The organism is Nostoc sp. (genome assembly GCF_036917435.1).
Lineage (GTDB): Bacteria > Cyanobacteriota > Cyanobacteriia > Cyanobacteriales > Nostocaceae > Nostoc.
On record NZ_JBALDM010000028.1, the window covers coordinates 1 to 17783 of the forward strand.

A 17783-nucleotide genomic window follows, 5' to 3' on the forward strand; every position below is an offset into this window, starting at 1 on the left:
AAAGCTAAATTGTTCAAGCTAGAAGCTACATTGGGATGCTCCCCAGCAAACAGGCGCTTTCTCATTGCCAGGGCTTCAATGTACAGAGGTTCGGCTTCGCTGTTTCGTCCTTGGCTATCGTAGAGGGAAGCTAAACTGTTTAAGCTAGAAGCTACATTGGGATGCTCCCCAGCAAACAGGCGCTTTCTCATTGCCAGGGCTTCAATCAATATAGGTTCGGCATCGCTGTACCGTCCTTGGCTATTGTAGAGGTAAGCTAAATTGTTCAAGCTAGTAGCTACATTGGGATGCTCTCCAGCAAACAGGCGCTTTCTCATTGCCAGGGCTTCAATGTACAGAGGTTTGGCATCGCTGTACCGTCCTTGGCTATTGTAGAGGGAAGCTAAATTGTTCAAGCTAGTAGCTACATCGGGATGCTCCCCAGCAAATAGGCGCTTTCTCATTGCCAGGGCTTCAATCAACAGAGGTTTGGCATCGCTGTACCGTCCTTGGCTATGGTAGAGACAAGCTAAATTGTCCAAGCTAGTAGCTACATCGGGATGCTCCCCAGTAAACAAGGACTGGCAAACATTTACGCAATCTTTAGTCCAAGGTTCTGCTAATTTATATAGTCCTTGTCCTTCGTAAAATCTTTTTACCCCTTCAAATATCCAAATTACTTTATTGCTGGGAACTGATGCTAAAGAAATTATCTCTGCCTCTTTTGGTTCTTCTATCTCTGCAATTATACGTTTACCCAGGTCTTCGAGATGGGGAACGATATCTCTGATGCTTTCAATCTGCTCAGAAGTGGCAGAATAAGGAAGGCTTTGGGCTTTAACTATCATTGCAGTAGCGAAGGTTGTTTCCAAAACTAATTTCATCTCGCCAGCATCGGCTAACTGCCCTTGCAAAAACCACCGCACTAAGGCATGAATTTTATAACATCCTGCTCTTTCTTCTAAGAGTTGCAGCAAGTTGCACCCGTAGAGTTGCTTTTTAGCTGCGTTTAATTCATCTTCTGACCAAGTTAGCTGTTTTTGTTCCTGATTTTCTGTTTCCCCTCCACCTGTCGCCACCCGAATAACTAAATCCCAAAGAATCTGTACAGGAGAAAATAAACTCAAAAATATTCCTAGTTGTTGCGCCAGTGGGTCGAGTTCTGACCAAGTTAAAGCAAAGGCGGCTTTGACTCCTAGTTGAGTTGAGTTGAGATTTTCCCGGTCTTGTAAAGCTGCTTCTGCTAATTTACGTTCTTGCAGTCGCTCAAACATGATATCTAAAGATATGTCCGGGTCGCGTACTAAATAGCCTCCTACTAACTCTATGCCCAAGGGCAAATATTCTAGACATTCACATATTGCTGTTGCCGCTTGTGGTTGATTTTCAACTCGCCTATCTGTTTTCCTCAACAGTCGTTTTAACAGTTCTAAAGCTTTACCTGGTTCTTTTTGAGGCGAGAGAACATCTAAGGCAATCTCTTGAATAAAACTTGGGTCTAAATCCCGCAGTCGAGTAGTAACCAAGACTCGGAAGCGGTTATCCTTGGGTACGACTTGGCGGAGGTTGTCTAAATTAGTTACGTCATCGAAGACGATTAAAATCGGCAAGGTAGAGTTAGGATATTTAGACCAGCACCAGGCGACTTGTTGTTTAAGGCTTAAAAAGTTTCCTCCTAATTCTTGGGGAATCTCCAAACCGAATTGCAATGAGAAAAACTCTAAAACTTCGGCGGCGAGATTGCTTTCTCTGTCGTTAAACCAAGCAATTCCCCCATAATCTTGTTTGTATCGTCTGGCGTACTGGGTAGCTAATTCAGTTTTACCCACGCCACCCATTCCGGCTATTGCTACATAATTTCCTCGCTGCAAGTCTTCATGCAGCATTGTCAGTTCTGTTTCTCGCCCGACGAAATTCACCGAACCGCGATAAAGAATAGATTTTGTGGGAGTTAACTTTGTCCGTTCCCCGTCAGACGGCTTCAGTCAAATATTAAAAGTACTACCTCTTTGGTCAATGGTTTGGGTTTGAGCCGCATTAATTGCTTTTTGGATGTTTTGGATAAAAGTTGAAGGGTATGGTTGTTGAGATTTCTCCACAGATGCTTTTATCTCTCTCAGAATTTCAGCCCAGTTTGAGGGTGGATTATTTTCTGTTAATAATGCCAATTCTTCTACACCTTGAGCCACTTCAGGATTAGCTTGAGCCGCAGATTGCACTTCTAATACAGCCTTGCCATAATCGAGTGGTTGGTCTAGTGCTTTCTCTATAGCAGCTACAGTATCAGGAGAGTGTTTTTTGAGGGTGACGAGAAACTGACCAGTCTTATCTAATAAAACTCCTGTTACCTTTTCGGTGGTTTTTTCTAAAGCTTTGGTGGCTATTATAGAACCAATTGCGATCGCCGCAGTCTCAAGTATCATATCCTGCCCTTGAATATGTGTATCTTATTTACTATTAACACACCGTTTTAGTTCTAAATTTCGCAATTAAGTTCAAAAATTTAGATATAACTGAGTTTTTTAGATATTTAAATATTTTATTGCTTTTTTTTACACACTGCGTTGTGTACAATCTTTCTATTTTTGAGTGTTTGGCGGTGCGTTAGGCTGAAGCCGTAACGCACCCTACTGGCTTTAAGTATAAACTCATGCGTTTCATTAATAAACTCATGCGTTTCATTGATAAACTCATGCGTTTTATTGATAAACTCATGCGTTTCATTGATAAACTCATGCGTTTTATTGATAAACTCATGCGTTTCATTGATAAACTCATGCGTTTCATTAATAAACTCATGCGTTTCATTAATAAAAGCATAAGGGACTTCCAAATAAAAAAATACTCAACTACTTATTGTGGGGTGGGCATCTTGCCCGCCCGTAGTCAAAGGCGGGCAAGATGCCCACCCCACAAGAGTTATGAGTTTTATTCTGTTAAAACTCTCCAGCTAAGGCTGCAACACAGCGATCGCAAATTAAGGGATGTTCTACTGATTCTCCCACATGAGTAGAGTAGTTCCAACAGCGATCGCACTTTTGCCCCTCTGCATTCACTACCCCAATTCCCCAGTCTTCTGTCTGCGTCGTATATTTTAATCCTTGCAATCCTTCAGCAGAATCTAATAATTCCACCTGAGAAGTCAGCAATAAATACCGCAGTTCGTCAATACCGTTACCCTTAACTGGGTTAAAGGCTTTGATAGCATCGCCTAACTGTTTGTGAGGTATATAAATCAAAGCTTTCGCTTCTAGGGAAGAACCAATTAATTTTTCTATCCTGGCTTGTTCTAACACCTTGTTAACATCGGTGCGGAGTTGTCGCAGTGTTTCCCAAAATTCCGCTAAATCTGGATTCCGCCATGTTTCCTCAACCTGCACCCAACCAGCCTCAAACACCGATTTATAAGGTGTTTTATAAGGGAGATATTGCCAAATATCCTCGGCGGTGTGACATAACACTGGTGCGATCGCTCGTGCTAAGTTATCTAAAGCTATTTTCAGCACTGTTTGACAACTGCGACGGCGGAAAGCATCCTTTGCACTGATGTACAGCCTATCTTTGGCAACATCTAAATAAAAGTTGGATAAATCCACCACGCAGAAATTCTGCACTGTTTGGAAAAAGCGGAAGAATTGGAAACTCTCAAAGGCAACGGTTACTTCCTCAAACACTTCGCTGATGCGGTGCAGCATATAACGGTCAAGTTCTGGCAATTCTTCAAAGGGAACTGTATCTTTTTCTGGGTCAAAATCATCTAAGCTACCCAGCAAAAACCTTGCCGTGTTGCGAATTTTGCCTCTAACATCATTCATCTGCTTAATGATGTTTTTCCCAATGCGGACATCGCCGGAGTAATCTACCGATGATACCCACAATCTCAAGACATCTGCACCGTAAGCCGGTTCTACTTTTTGATTTTTACCACCTTCAATGATTGTATTTGGATCAACCACATTTCCTTCAGACTTGCTCATCTTTCGGCCTTGTTCATCCAAAGCGAAGCCGTGAGTTAGCACAGTTTTGTAAGGTGCAATGTCATTTACCGCTACACTGGTGAGCAAACTTGACTGAAACCAACCGCGATGTTGGTCGGAACCTTCCAAATATATATCAGCAGGGTAGCGTAACTCTGGACGCTGTTGGACTACAGATGCCCAAGATGAACCAGAATCAAACCATACATCCATTGTGTCTGTACCTCTGCGGTAAGACTTACCATTATTACGGTAAGATTCTGGTAATAATTCCTCAACAGATAATTCCCACCAAGCATCAGAACCTTTTTCAGCGATAACTGCTTGGGCGTGGTTGATAACTTCTTCATTCAGCAGTACTTCCCCAGTTTCTTCATCGTAGAAAACGGGAATAGGTACACCCCAACTGCGCTGACGGGATATACACCAATCTGAACGTTCCGCCACCATTGGCGTGATGCGATTTTCACCTTGGGCTGGAATCCATTTTACCGTAGCGATCGCCTTTAATGCTTCTTCTCTAAATCCTTCCACGGAAGCAAACCATTGTTCAGTGGCGCGGAAAATCGTTGGTTTCTTCGTCCGCCAATCATAAGGATACTTGTGAGGATATGCTTCTTCTTTCAACAAAGAACCAGCCGCACTTAAGGCATCAATCACCGCCTGATTACCATCACCCAGCACATTTAACCCGGCAAATTCTCCCGCCTCTTCGGTAAAATTGCCGTTGTCATCCACTGGTGCAAGGATAGGTAAACCGTAACGCTGACCAACGATGTAGTCTTCTTGACCATGACCGGGTGCAGTATGTACCAACCCAGTACCCGATTCAGTTGTGATGTAATCGCCACCCACAACAATCGGACTTTCCCGGTCAAATAGAGGATGACGGTAAGTAGTATGTTCTAAATCATTCCCCTTAAACGTAGCTTTTACAGTTAACTCAACTCCCAACGTTGAAGATAAACGTTCCACTAAATCAGCAGCAACAATGAGATAGCGGAACCTCACCCCCTCACTCCCCCTTTCCGTTGATAGAGAAGCTACTTCCTCACTCCCCCTCCCTGCTTGCGGGGAGGGGGTTGGGGGGTGGGGTTCCACTTCCACCACTGCATAGTTCAAATCTGCATTCACCGCCACCGCCAAATTCGCCGGAATAGTCCAAGGTGTAGTTGTCCAGATAGCCACACCCAAATCAGACTGATATTCCGCCAACAGTGGTTTTACAGCTTCCGCCAAACTGGTGATTGCAAAAGCTGCATAGATACTGCGGGAAACATGACCTTCAGGATATTCCAACTCAGCTTCAGCCAAAGCGGTTTTAGAACTGGGACTCCAGTGAACTGGCTTCAAACCGCGATAGATGTAGCCTTTTAAGAACATCTGACCAAATACGCCAAGTTGCGCCGCTTCGTATTCCGGCTTCAGAGTTAGATAAGGGTTATCCCAATTACCCCAAATACCGTAGCGTTTAAAATTTTGGCGTTGGTTATCTACCGTAGCTAGGGCAAATTCTTTCGCTTTTTGGCGCAGTTGTAAAGGCGTTAAATTTTGCCGTTCTGCTGACTTCATGTTCTGCAAAACTTTTAACTCAATGGGCAATCCGTGACAATCCCAACCAGGAACGTAGCGAACTTTACGCCCTTGTAGCATTTGGTAGCGGTTAATAATATCTTTGAGAATTTTATTTAAGGCATGACCAATATGGAGTGAGCCATTAGCGTAGGGAGGCCCATCGTGCAGTATAAATAATTCGCCGGGGTTATTTTCAAAGAGGCGATCGTAAATTTTATTTTCTTCCCAAAATTTTTGGATTTCCGGCTCGCGCTTGATGGCGTTTGCCCGCATGTCAAAGTTAGTCTTGGGTAGGTTTACAGTATTTTTGTAACTTCCTGATTCGGTCACAGTCTCATGCCTAAAATTAGGTGTACAGGTTTTATCAATTATAGAAGATGGCATGGAAACCAAAATTCCCTATTTGAACGTGAGTTCGAGAAACCTCTCCCTGTGTTGAATTTTCGTTCAAATTTTTCTCCAAATCACAGAGAGAAGGTTTTGCCTAGTAAAACCAGGGAAAGGTTTTTAGACGATTAGACGATTAATCAGAAATTTTGCAAAGATTGAGAGTTAATCGACATAAAGTAGTATACTTTTTTGGGTTCGCCTAAAGCTATCAAAAAGTTTCGTCTAAAAACCAATAATTTTGGGGTTGCTCTAATGCTAAGTCCTGTAACAACAGTCAGTATATTTCAAAAACAACCCGAGCCTAAAGCATTCTCAGCAGGTGAAGTCATCTTTGCAGAAGGACAGTCTGGTGATATTATGTACGGCATTCTCGAAGGAGAGGTAGATATAGTAGTCAATGAAAAGGTTGTAGAAACCATTGAAACGGGCGAAGTTTTTGGTGCTGGGATACTTGTAGGAGTAGAAAGTAGAACTTATACAGCTATTGCCAAGGGGAATACCAAACTAGGTTTTCTTGATAAAGAAGGGTTTCTGTTTGCCGTTCAGGAAACACCTATGTTTGCCATACAGGTGATGAAAAGTTACTCAGAGCGTCTGAGTCGTTTACAGCATATCGTCTAAATCACCTCAAGCTTTTCCTAATCAAACGAGGTACATCATAGCCCCCTCCTCGCTTGCGGGGAGGGGGTTGGGGGTGGGGTTCTTGTATCTCACCAAACCGGGAAACGCTATAAGTTCCAAAACTAATCAGAATCTGCCACGAATTTTACCTCCTTCCCAGAAGGACATAGATATATTCTCTCGTTTGGGGAGTTAAAAGTCAGTATTCAGAAAACTCTAGATTCTGGCTTTTGACTCCTGATTTATATAAGGTGCAAATTTACCGGAGATAGTAATGGTGCGTAAACGGTTGATTATTGAGATGGGAATGGGAATAGATCAACATGGACAAGATCCAACAGTAGCAGCATCTAGGGCAGTAAGGAATGCGATCGCTCACAATGCTTTACCTGGTGTTTGGGAAGTTGCAGGTTTAAGTCACCCCAATGAAATGATTATAGAGGTTCAGGTAGCAGTGCCATACCCAGAGCAAGTTAGAGAAGAAGAGGTATTAGCTGTATTACCATTTGGTCACAAAAGCCTTACCGTAGAATCTGGGGGGATGATAGTTCAAGGGACGGCTATTCCCGAACTCAATGATAAGAATGATGAAATGTTAATTGCGATCGCATCTGTTACAGTTTTGATCGAAAGTGATTAACTGAGGTAAAAAATCCAACCAAGATTTAGTTAATCAAATGACATATCTAAATAGGAACGTTCCAGTTTTAACCTAAAAACATTCTATCTCTAGAACTAATAATTTCCTGATTGATAGGTATAAGATTATAGAAACCTGGAGAAAAATATGTCATTAGAAACAGAGACACTACAGGCAACACCACCAACTTCTACCTTTGAAACGCTTGAAGAAAAGCAGGAATTTAACTGGAGGCAATGTTGGTATCCCGTTACTTTCGTACAAGACTTACCTACCAACCGCCCTCATAGCTTTTCGTTGTACGATGAACCTTTAGTTTTGTTCAAAAACCAAAATGGACAATTTATCTGTTTAATAGATCGTTGTTCTCACCGTACAGCCAAACTTTCTGAAGGACAAATTGTTGACGGTAAAATTGAGTGTTTATATCACGGTTGGCAGTTCGGCAGTGATGGTGAATGCCTGCACATTCCTCAATTACCAGCAGATGCGAAAATTCCAGCCAATGCTTGCGTGCAATCGTTTAAAGTTGTGGAACGCCAAGGTATGATTTGGGTGTGGGCTGGCGAAAAAGAAACTGCTGTTGATGAAATTATCCCGATTTTACCAGATTTATACAAGCCAGGATTTGTACATACAGACTTTATCTTGGATCTACCTTATGACCAAACATATTTAATAGAGAACGTCACCGATCCGGCTCATGTTGCTATTAGCCATGATGGTATGAGAGGTGGTAGTAATCGCAAAAATGCCCAACCGCTAGAAATGGAAGTACTAAAGAGTTCGGTTCAGGGAATTCAAGGTAGGTGGCGGGGAATTAATAAATCAAATGAAGCCTGGAAGTATATTGATTTCGTGGCTCCAACTCTTGTTCTAAACAATGCTTATATTGAAGATAAAGGCTGGACATTTGGACTAGCTTTATACTCTATTCCTTTAGGCAAAGGGCGATGCCGTCTTCTAGCTAGAGGTTATCGTAATTTCATGAATTTGGGAGTCAAGCTCAGACCTCGGTGGCTAGATCACTTAAATACTAACAAAATATTAGAGCAAGATTTGCCTCTGATTGTAGGACAACAGTTAGAAATTGAGCGCTTACAAACAAGTCTCAAAGAACTATATTTGCCTCTGAAAACATCTGACACATTAGTGGTTGAGTACCGCAAGTGGCTAGATAAATTTGGATCGTCTTTGCCTTTTTATCAAGGTTATTCTACATGGAAGAATGTTGAGAATGACGATTTAAATCCAAAGCCAATTTTGCTAGATAGATTCTCGCGGCACACACTTATTTGTAGTTCATGTAATCGAGCTTATCGAGTTACAAATACAGTCAAACAAAGTTGTATAGGAGTAGCGATCGCTCTAGCTGCTGGAGCGATACTTGCAGATGACTTTAGAATTAGAATAGCTGCGATATCGCTTTCTGTCGCAGCAGTCGCAATGTCTGCTATGGCACAAAGACTCAAAACTCACTTTGAGCGTTCCTATACCCGTCACTAAAATAGGGACTGGTCAAAGTTGGTAGTAAGGACTTTAGTCTTTCCTTATTTTCTAAGCACTAAAGTCCTTACTACAAAACATCTTGCACTAGCTTAGACATTGTACTGGTACACTATACCGGAAGTTTGCTCAAACTCTTTGTGTGGTTAAGTTATGTTCAAGTTAGCGGCTCTGCGCTAAAGTAAAAATATTGGGATCAAAATCTCTGGCAGTAAGTTCAAATACCACTTAATCTTTACCACTGCGGCGATAATGTCTCAAGAGCATAACGAATCACTCCAAATTCAGGAGATCACGAAACTAAAACCGAAACACTTTGCTGATTTAATCAGATCGGCACAATTGATTTTCGACCCTACAGCCGGAGTTTCGGGAAGACATATCATAGTTGACTGGGAACAATTCGGAATTCCCCATGATGTGGCGGACAATCTCAGATCGCTTGGTCAGCAGTACCAATATGCATCTCCTCACATCCCGGTTGAAGTCATTTGGAGTCAATTAACTCCTGAAACTCGTATTTGGTTCGTTCAAAACAAAGATAAGTTGTGGCAGCTTGAAGAAGCTTTCCCAGCCCTTGACGAAGATTAAACGGCTAAATCATTAAAAGGAATATAAATTGTTTGTAGGGGCACAGCGATCGCTGTACCCCTATGTTCTCTCTATAGCGATTCTTGGATGCATACAGCAGTTTTCCTTTACATTCTGTAAGTTAAATTAATAAAAAAGCTTCTATAGATGAATCAAAGCGTAAGTGTTATTCCCAGCTTGGAAGAACACACTCATGAAAATCCTGTTGTCACCAATAAACAACAGCTATTTACAAAGCAACTAATTGTCCTTGTCTTAGAAATACTTCTAGCATTACCTCTAGGTTTACTTCTCGCCAAGTTCCAAATTGGCAGGATTGCCTGGATATTTAGCGGGATTGCTGCTGGTACAATAATTCTTCAAGGGTGTCGAATTTTCTATAAGTATTCCCCTCAACCTAACCGCACTGCCAGAAAAGTGGGAATGGCACTTGTAGGTTTAACTGTTGGCGCTTCTAATACCCACGGTAATCTAGCAAATGTTGCTTCTGGTATTCCCGTATTTATTTTTCTGACCTTGTTTTTGCTGCTGAGTGGAACCTGTATTGGTTATATTTACGCCCGTCTCAGCAAAACCAACATATTGACAGCAATGCTGGCCACAGTTCCTGGTGGTGTAGGGATTATGGCTGCGATCGCAGCTGATTACAATAAAAATGTCAGCTTAGTTGCCCTAGTTCAAGCGATTCGCGTCACCTCAGTAGTTGTTTTGATCCCCTTGATCGCTAGGACATCAACTGGTAATTACTCTCCGCAAACACTCCCAATCAACGGCGCTTGGCTCAATTTCGATCCATCTCAACTAGAATTACTCTTGTTAGTACTCCTAATCACTGGATTAGTAATTTATCCAGCTATATTATTTAAAATTCCTGCCGCCGATTTCTTTGGTGCATTGTTGATTGGTATCGGATGTAATCCTTTACTACATTGGCTGCCTTTTGTGGGTGATATTAGTTTTAGTCCGCCGCCTTTAATTAACTTATTGGGTCAAATGCTGCTGGGAATTACTATTGGTGAATATTGGGGAGACAAACCCAACTTTCAGAAGCGGACTGTCGCCTATGCCTTAGTGTCTGTAGGGATGACTCTCATCGCCGGTGCGATCGCTGCTATACTTGCCATGCAATTAACCTCTTGGGACTGGTTAACCTGTCTGCTAGTCACAGCACCAGGAGGATCGGCAGAAATGATTTTGGTTTCCCTAGCATTGAATCATAATGTTGAAATCGTCACAACTGGTCATTTAGTGCGACTGCTTGCGATTAACAGTTCCCTACCTCTTTGGGTGTTCTTATTTCGCCATCTCGATCAGAAACTTTCTGAATCAGTTTAATTGATTTGGGCATTGGGCATTGGGCATGGGGCATGGGGCATGGGGCATGGGGCATGGGGCATTGGGCATTGGGATTAGGGGAGAGGTTATAGGGAATAATCTGTACTCTGTAACCTTTAACCTGTAACCTATTCTCTTCTTTACTCCCCACTTTTAAAGATGCAACTTGAATGCTGGTTAGCTTATCCTTTTGTTATCCAAACACTAAGGATGCTTTAGATGGTTGCCCAAATCCAAGAACTTGAAGCGCAGCACTGGGTTAAAACTCGTTCTTCTCTCGATTCTAGCGAATCCACTTTCCTGATTTGGAAAGGTAAAATTTACGCCTTTATCCCCGGTGAAAAAAGACAACTCTTATTTAAGATGCTGGGATTGAGTGTTAGCCGATGTATTCCTACAGCAGAGGGTAGCTGGGACTTTACTTCTAGAGAACTGACTTACTACCTCAACCCAAAAACAGATGAAGTCTTACGCAAATGGGAGAATCCTTGGACAGGCGAAACAGTTCCGGTAATTCACGTTGCGAATAATCCAGTGCAGGGTAAGTTTGAGGGAAATTTCCCTGCACAAGTAGACGGTGATAGCACAACCTTCGTTTTTGATATATTTCCCTATTATCCCAATCCTCTCGCAAGCGATCGCAAATTTGTCGAATACAGCCCAAATCCAATTTATCAGGCGGCAGAATTATTTAAATTAACAGTGCCAACCACAGATTTATTTAACACAGCCCTCTCTTCAGTTTCTGAACTCAAACTGAGTTGGGATCGGATTGGTCAATGGCTTCCCTGGATGAAAATGGGCGATCGCCCTGGTCAATTAATCTACAGTGCTGTTGGCAGCAAAGTCAATGGTTTAACAGAACTACACCCACTGCTGCAAGACGAAATTAATAACCGTATTCCTCTATATAAACAAGCCCCAAAAGGATTGATAGATGGGGAAGATATGACTTCCTGGTTGTATTTCCAAAAGCACTTTTCAGCTTACTTGGCTGGTGAAATCTTCCCGCTTCCCCAGGCAGAAGAGTTGTAAACTAGCTAGAAGACAGGCGAAGAGAGATAATTTAGAGTTTGGTGACTATATCTATAATATTGAGTTCAACAAACCTTCCCCCGCCTTAATCTTGTGTTCCAATTTTTCCCTCTCCGCCTCGGAGAGGGACAGGTTTTGCTTAGTAAAACCAGGGAGAGGTCTTTTTATTAGGCTGATTAGACATAAACTATATACAGCGTATTGCGGGTAAATGAAGTACACGGGTAGGGGCACAACATGTTGTGCCCCTACGATGATCTCGTCGAATTCTGCTTCAATTAAATTTCGCCTGTTGACCAGAACAATCAAATAGATGTAAACCTAACCGTTGGGAAAGTTCTTCACACACCTTCACCCCCCGCACACTGTTACCACGCACATCCAACAACGGTGAAAAAACTCCAATGCCCATTTTATTGGGTACAACGGCAATAATCCCACCACAAATACCGCTTTTCGCCGGAATCCCAATTTTATAAGCCCACTCACCGGCAAAGTTGTACATTCCGCAGGTGTACATCACACTCAGAATATCTTTGATGTAACGCTTATCTACCGCCTGTTCTTTGCTGATGGGGTTCATACCTTTGTTAGCCAAGGTAGCCGCCATCACTGCTAAGTCTTGGCAATTCACCATCACAGCACACTGCTGGAAATAAAGATCCAGCGACTCTTCAATATTCCGGTCAATCATGCCAAAGTTGAGCATCAGATGCGCCATTGCGCGGTTGCGATGTCCGGTACTGCGTTCTGAGGTAAAAACTGAAATGTCAACGAACACATCCCGGCCAATATATCGCTTGAACATCTCTAGTGTTCGGTTAAGACGTTCCGTTGGGCCGGAACCTTTAATTAAGCTGGTGGTTGCGATCGCACCAGCGTTTACCATTGGATTATAAGGTCGCTTCGATTGCTCATCTAAAACAATCGCGTTGAATGCATCCCCCGTTGGTTCCACGCCAACTCTAGTTAAAACGTAATCAAGTCCATGATCTTCTAAAGCAAGTCCATAAGCAAAGACTTTAGAAATCGACTGAATGGTAAATAGTTGGTCATAGTCTCCAACTTTGTAAATCTGACCATCGACTGTAACAATACAAATACTGAACAAATCAGGGTTTGCCTTCGCCAGTTCTGGAATATATTTAGCTACTGTACCCTCTTGCAGTAACTTGTACTGAGAATGCAATTCCTTAAGAACAGCTAATAATGGCGATGAATCTATTTCTAAATCTCTTTGATTTACTTGGCTTGTCATCAGATTGGTAGCATTCCCCAAAATACTCACTATATATAGTAGGTTGCATCTGTACCTGCCTACAATTGGCAAGATTTTGGAAAAGACAGCTTGCTGTAAAAAATCATCCTTGAGCAATTACTTAGGTCTACAAATATTCACTGTAATTTTTAATACTATTTATATGCGATCGCCAAGATTTCCTAATTTTTTCATCGTTAATCACAAAAAATATTAAGTTGAGTATCTTTCTTTATTTTATACTCAGTAATACGGTAATAGCCAGTTATATTTATCACCTATCTACGTTGAGCTATGGGGGATAGAAGTCATCATTAATCTAAGTAGAAAAAATAAGTTAAACTTCAACTGATTTGCATAATTATCTGAGATGTAACTCATGTCATGACTTATTCACAGGGAAATCTAAATATTTCATTAAATAAACTATTTTAAGTATTTATGCCGATGCCATTTTATTAAAGTTATATTATCGTCTTATAGGAAATAGTGAAAATACATGTTATCTAGAATACACGAATAGTAGTGAGCCTTTAGAACAGAAGTCAATAGGGTATCGTCACTTTGGCGTGCAATAAGCGTAAAGTTTTTTTAAGAAATTTTTGAGTAGCAGAAAAAAGCGTTACATAGCCAAAGTCCGCTTTTGAGAAAGGTTTCACGCTTAAATTTGGAACTTTAATTTAATTAAGTAGTCAATAATTACGCTAAAACCCTGATCCCCAAGCCAAAAGGTTCGTGTTAGTCTGTTGCAGTTATAAAAAACAAAGTGAAAACAGAACGAATTCGAGTTTGTTAGAAGGGAAATCACTTTTGCTAGTGAAAAATCCCGCGAATTATGAAACTTAAATTCTACAGTCGCTTTAAAAAACGGACGCATGAATCAAAGACATTTGTGGATTATTGTTGCCCTCTCTATGGCTGCTTTGGGCATACCCTCAGTCGGTTGTACTCAAACCACCAAGGGAAATGCGCTAGCTTCCCAGAAATCACCCGCCCCTAATGTGGTGAAGGTGGGAGAGTACCAATCCAGAGCAGGGAGACAAACCTTGGATGCTGTGATTACAGAAATTCATCCTCATCAGATTAGAGGACGTAAGGCGGCAACCCTTTTTATCCGAAATATACCTGTTCTCACCTTTTTGAGTTCTGTATCAAATACAAGTTTTGAATCTAAAAAAGTTGGTGCAATTGCAAATACAGGGGGCGTACAATCGTACGCCCTTATTGCTAGCAATTCATCAAATGCATTGAATACTGGGAACTTAACAAATGTAAGTAACCAGATTAACTCTGAAGACAACGATCCGGTTCAGATAGCTGGTGTAATAGCAGCTAAGATCAACCAGTTGAATCGGGAAAATGTGGACGGGAGTAAGATTACAGTCAGTTGGAAAGCAGGGGAAAAATCTACAGCCAATCAAGCGCAAAATAAAAGCGTTACCCTCCAGCAAGATGGCGATCGCTATGTAATCAAAATTAATGGCGAAGAATTGGTCGAAATCAACGAAAGTACGCGACTAGCACAAACCAATCCCACCAATAATCTGGCGGAAGATGCATTGCAAGCGACTAATCGCCTGCGGAGACTTTTAGGTAATGCATCTCCCCTAAAAGAAATTGCTAATTTACCAGTGCGTCAACTAATATCGATACCAAAGCTACCCCAAGAGATTGCCGTGGGAGTAGGAGTAGTTCGAGCCACCTTGAGAGGCATGGCTTCTTATTACGGCTATGATGGTTCTGGTACTAAGACTGCTAGCGGACAGAGATTCAACCCAGAAGCAATGACTGCCGCCCATCGTAGCCTCCCCTTTGGTACGCAAGTGCGTGTAACCAACACCCGCAACGGTCGTTCTGTAGTGCTGCGAATTAATGACCGAGGCCCATACATTCGGGGTCGAGTCATTGACGTATCTGCTGGTGCGGCTCGAATTTTAGGAATGATGGGCAGTGGCGTTGCACCAGTACATATTGAAGTCTTGGGGAGATAATTCTTAGAGACAAGGGGACAAGGGCACAAAAATATTAAATGAGTAATGAGTAATGAGTAATGAGTAAATACCCATTACTCATTACTTATTACTCACAGATTCAAGTAGAGTATTCCCCGGTTGAACCTGGGAACTAGACCAAAAAACTCGTAACTTCTAACTTCTCAGGTTAACGCCGAATTTTTCCACCAGGGCTTCGCGGACTTTATTGTGTACTGGTTCAACTTCTGCCTCAGTCAGAGTGCGATCGCTAGCCCGATAAACTAGACGAAATGCTAAACTCCGCTGCCCTTCGGGGACATTTTCGCCGCGATATTCATCAAATAATTCCACCGATTCAAGTAAATCTTTACCCGCTTTGGTAATTACTTTTTGAATTTCGGCAACTGAGATTTTCACGGGTGCGAAAAAGGCGATGTCGCGATCGCTAGCTGGATAGGTAGAATAGGGCTGGAATATTGGCACAAGAATTTCATCTTGCCCTAGAGACTCTAAAAGCACATCTAGATCCAACTGGAAAACATAAACGGAATCTGGTAAACCTTTTTCTCGTCGCAGTTGGGGATGGAGTTGGCCAAAAATACCCAGTCTGTTACCTCGAATCCACAAAGAAGCGGTACGTCCTGGATGTAAGCGATTATCCCGACAATCGGGTTGGAATTCTACCTGGAAGGCAAGTTGCCGAAATACACTTTCTAAAATGCCTTTGGCTTCAAACCAGGTGATGGGTTCTTCGCGTCCACTTTTTGACCATTTGCCAACGGTGCGATCGCCTCCGATAATCCCAGCCAAGGCTTCTGTTTCTTGCAAACCGTCTTCTTCTCGCCAGAAAATTTTTCCGATTTCAAAGCCATTCAACGCCCCATTACCCTGCTCTAAATTGTATTGAAAGGCATCAATCAACCCAGCTAACAAATCGTTTCGCAGGGCTGAATATTCGGCAAATAACGGGTTTGACAGTACTATCTGTCTCTCTTCTCCTGGTTTGACTAAAGAATAGTGAATTAATTCTGTCAAACCTTCAGCACGGAGGAAAGCTCGTAACTTGCGAATCAGTTCGTCATCTAAAGATAAATAACCACCTTCGGCTCTTTCTGGTAAGGTATCACAGAATCTGTTGTAACCATAGAGACGGGCAATTTCTTCAATTAAATCGATTTCTCGTTCTAAGTCGCGGTAACGATAGGGTGGGACAGAAACTGACCATGTAGGTTGACTGCTGCTATCTTCACCTGAAGGAGTTAACTTACATCCCAAAGCAGTTAGGATGCGCTCAACATCTTGTCCTTGGAGTTCACCTGTGTCCTCTCCTAAATCGATTGGCCCTAATATCTGATTAACTCGGTCTAAACGCAGTGCAATAGAACGACTCCAGGTAGCAGGATCGGGGCGGGTGTCGGCAATTTCCTGCTGGACAAGAATTCCACTAGCCAATTCGCTAATTAAGGATAAGGCGCGGCGATTAGCTATTTCCAACTCAGCGCTGTTAACTCCCCGTTCGTATCTGCCAGAAGCCTCACTTCTTAAGCCTGCACTGCGGGAAGAACGGCGAATTGCTACGGAATCAAATAAAGCTGCTTCTAAAACTAGGCTTTGAGTACCTTGATGGACTTCTGTTTCTTCCCCACCCATGACTCCTGCCAGTGCAACGGGTCTGTCGTTTGCGGTAATTAACAAATTTTGGGATGCTAGAGTGCGAGTTTGTCCATCTAGGGTTTTGAGAAATTCTCCATTATTGGCGAAGCGAACGCCGATGCTTAAATTTTCGCTACTTGCAACAGATTTTAAGCGATCGCAATCAAACGCGTGCAACGGTTGTCCCCACTCCAACAAAACGTAGTTAGTAATATCCACAACATTACTGATCGGACGTACCCCAGCCGCCCGTAAACGCTGTTGCAGCCATTCGGGAGACGGAGCAATTTTCACCTGTGCAATTACCGTACCAATGTATGCAGGACAAGCTTGGGTATCGGCAATTTTTAAAGTTAAATTTCCCGTACTTTTGGAAATAGAGACTTCACCAGGTTTAGGAATGCTCAACTTCCCACCAGTTAAGGCTGCTACTTCTCTAGCTACACCTACCATACTTAGAGCATCTGCACGATTAGCAGTTGCTGTCAAGTCTAAAATTACATCATCTAAACCCAACAACGGACGCACATCACTACCCAATGGTAAATTTTCCTGGGTAAAAATATGAATTCCGTCTACATCAGTGGGCAAACCGAGTTCCTTTAAAGAACAAATCATGCCCTGAGAAGGGACACCACGCAATTTTGCAGGTTTAATTTTTAAATCGATGTTGGGTAAGTAAGTACCCGTAGTTGCTACCGGCACATAGATATCTGCCTTCACATTAGCAGCGCCACAGACAATATTTAAAGTCTCATCTGCGCCGATATCCACTTGGCAAACACTTAATTTATCGGCGTTGGGATGGGGTTGACGCTCAAGCACTTTCCCTACAACCACGCCATTTGCCCAAGTGCGGCGATCTTCAATATCTTCTACCTCAAACCCTGCCATTGTGAGGGTTTCGGCTAATTCTTCAGGACTAAGTTTTATCTCTACTAGTTCGCGCAGCCAATTTAGAGAAATACGCATGGAGTCTGCTTGTTTTAGGAATCGTCTTTTGTTCTTATTTTAGGGTGCAAGAAGCGCTCGATGGCTACTCATTCCGCTAGGCGTACCCTTTCACTTGAACAATCCTACTACGTTAGACTGGCAGAATAATATCGCTTTTTTACTTTATCTTTACATTTTGTGCGATCGGCTGTAGAAAACCAATTCAGTAATCCTGGAAGAACCTCTCCCCCAACCCCTCTCCGTTTCGGAGAGGGGAGTCAAACTCCCCCTTCCCTCGTAGGGAAGGGGGCTGGGGG

At 42.5% G+C, this 17783-nt stretch carries 14 protein-coding genes; 7 read left to right on the forward strand and 7 right to left on the reverse strand.

Annotation, left to right across the window (positions count from 1 at the left end):
- From V7K98_RS11430 to ileS, 4 genes are all read right to left on the reverse strand, one after another.
- On the reverse strand, nt 1-1865 hold a 1865-nt coding region (locus tag V7K98_RS11430; protein ID WP_442940413.1), incomplete at its 3' end, for a tetratricopeptide repeat protein.
- Nucleotides 1866-1964: 99 nt separating this feature from the next.
- Nucleotides 1965-2402, reverse strand: a complete 438-nt coding sequence (locus tag V7K98_RS11435) for a hypothetical protein (protein WP_335021770.1) — start codon at nt 2400-2402, stop codon at nt 1965-1967.
- Between the two features lie 116 nt (nt 2403-2518).
- Complete coding sequence (locus V7K98_RS11440) at nt 2519-2812, reverse strand: hypothetical protein (RefSeq protein WP_335021771.1); 294 nt, start codon at nt 2810-2812, stop codon at nt 2519-2521.
- A gap of 103 nt (nt 2813-2915) precedes the next feature.
- Nucleotides 2916-5861 carry an isoleucine--tRNA ligase gene (gene ileS / locus V7K98_RS11445; protein WP_335021773.1) on the reverse strand — a complete coding sequence of 982 codons (2946 nt, stop codon included), beginning with the start codon at nt 5859-5861 and terminating at the stop codon, nt 2916-2918.
- Between the two features lie 312 nt (nt 5862-6173).
- On the opposite strand from ileS, the gene V7K98_RS11450 reads away from it, so the two are divergent.
- From V7K98_RS11450 to V7K98_RS11470, 5 genes are all read left to right on the forward strand, one after another.
- The gene (locus V7K98_RS11450; protein WP_335021775.1) at nt 6174-6542 is read left to right on the forward strand and encodes a cyclic nucleotide-binding domain-containing protein; all 369 of its coding nucleotides are present in this window, start codon (nt 6174-6176) and stop codon (nt 6540-6542) included.
- Nucleotides 6543-6816: 274 nt separating this feature from the next.
- Nucleotides 6817-7182: a Lin0512 family protein gene (locus tag V7K98_RS11455; protein ID WP_335021777.1), complete on the forward strand. Its 366-nt coding sequence runs from the start codon at nt 6817-6819 to the stop codon at nt 7180-7182.
- A 147-nt stretch (nt 7183-7329) separates the two neighbouring features.
- The gene (locus V7K98_RS11460) at nt 7330-8688 is read left to right on the forward strand and encodes an aromatic ring-hydroxylating dioxygenase subunit alpha (protein WP_335021779.1); all 1359 of its coding nucleotides are present in this window, start codon (nt 7330-7332) and stop codon (nt 8686-8688) included.
- 252 nt (nt 8689-8940) lie between these two features.
- Nucleotides 8941-9279 carry a hypothetical protein gene (locus tag V7K98_RS11465; RefSeq protein ID WP_335021781.1) on the forward strand — a complete coding sequence of 113 codons (339 nt, stop codon included), beginning with the start codon at nt 8941-8943 and terminating at the stop codon, nt 9277-9279.
- Between the two features lie 147 nt (nt 9280-9426).
- On the forward strand, nt 9427-10614 hold the full coding sequence (locus tag V7K98_RS11470; protein WP_335021783.1) for an AbrB family transcriptional regulator: 1188 nt from the start codon (nt 9427-9429) through the stop codon (nt 10612-10614).
- Here the strand turns inward: V7K98_RS11470 and V7K98_RS11475 are convergent.
- Nucleotides 10544-10765, reverse strand: coding sequence for a hypothetical protein (locus V7K98_RS11475; protein ID WP_335021785.1), 222 nt, complete (start codon nt 10763-10765; stop codon nt 10544-10546). The two genes, V7K98_RS11470 and V7K98_RS11475, sit on opposite strands and share 71 nt — an antisense overlap.
- Before the next feature lie 68 nt (nt 10766-10833).
- On the opposite strand from V7K98_RS11475, the gene V7K98_RS11480 reads away from it, so the two are divergent.
- Nucleotides 10834-11649, forward strand: a complete 816-nt coding sequence (locus tag V7K98_RS11480) for a DUF1838 domain-containing protein (protein WP_335021787.1) — start codon at nt 10834-10836, stop codon at nt 11647-11649.
- A gap of 274 nt (nt 11650-11923) precedes the next feature.
- On the opposite strand, the gene glsA is transcribed toward V7K98_RS11480, so the two are convergent.
- A complete protein-coding gene (gene glsA / locus V7K98_RS11485) occupies nt 11924-12907 on the reverse strand; it encodes a glutaminase A (RefSeq protein ID WP_335021789.1) in 984 nt (327 codons plus the stop codon).
- Between the two features lie 875 nt (nt 12908-13782).
- On the opposite strand from glsA, the gene V7K98_RS11490 reads away from it, so the two are divergent.
- Nucleotides 13783-14898, forward strand: a complete 1116-nt coding sequence (locus V7K98_RS11490) for a septal ring lytic transglycosylase RlpA family protein (RefSeq protein WP_335021790.1) — start codon at nt 13783-13785, stop codon at nt 14896-14898.
- 156 nt (nt 14899-15054) lie between these two features.
- On the opposite strand, the gene pheT is transcribed toward V7K98_RS11490, so the two are convergent.
- On the reverse strand, nt 15055-17505 hold the full coding sequence (pheT, locus tag V7K98_RS11495) for a phenylalanine--tRNA ligase subunit beta (protein ID WP_335021792.1): 2451 nt from the start codon (nt 17503-17505) through the stop codon (nt 15055-15057).
- Nucleotides 17506-17783: the final 278 nt, after the last annotated feature.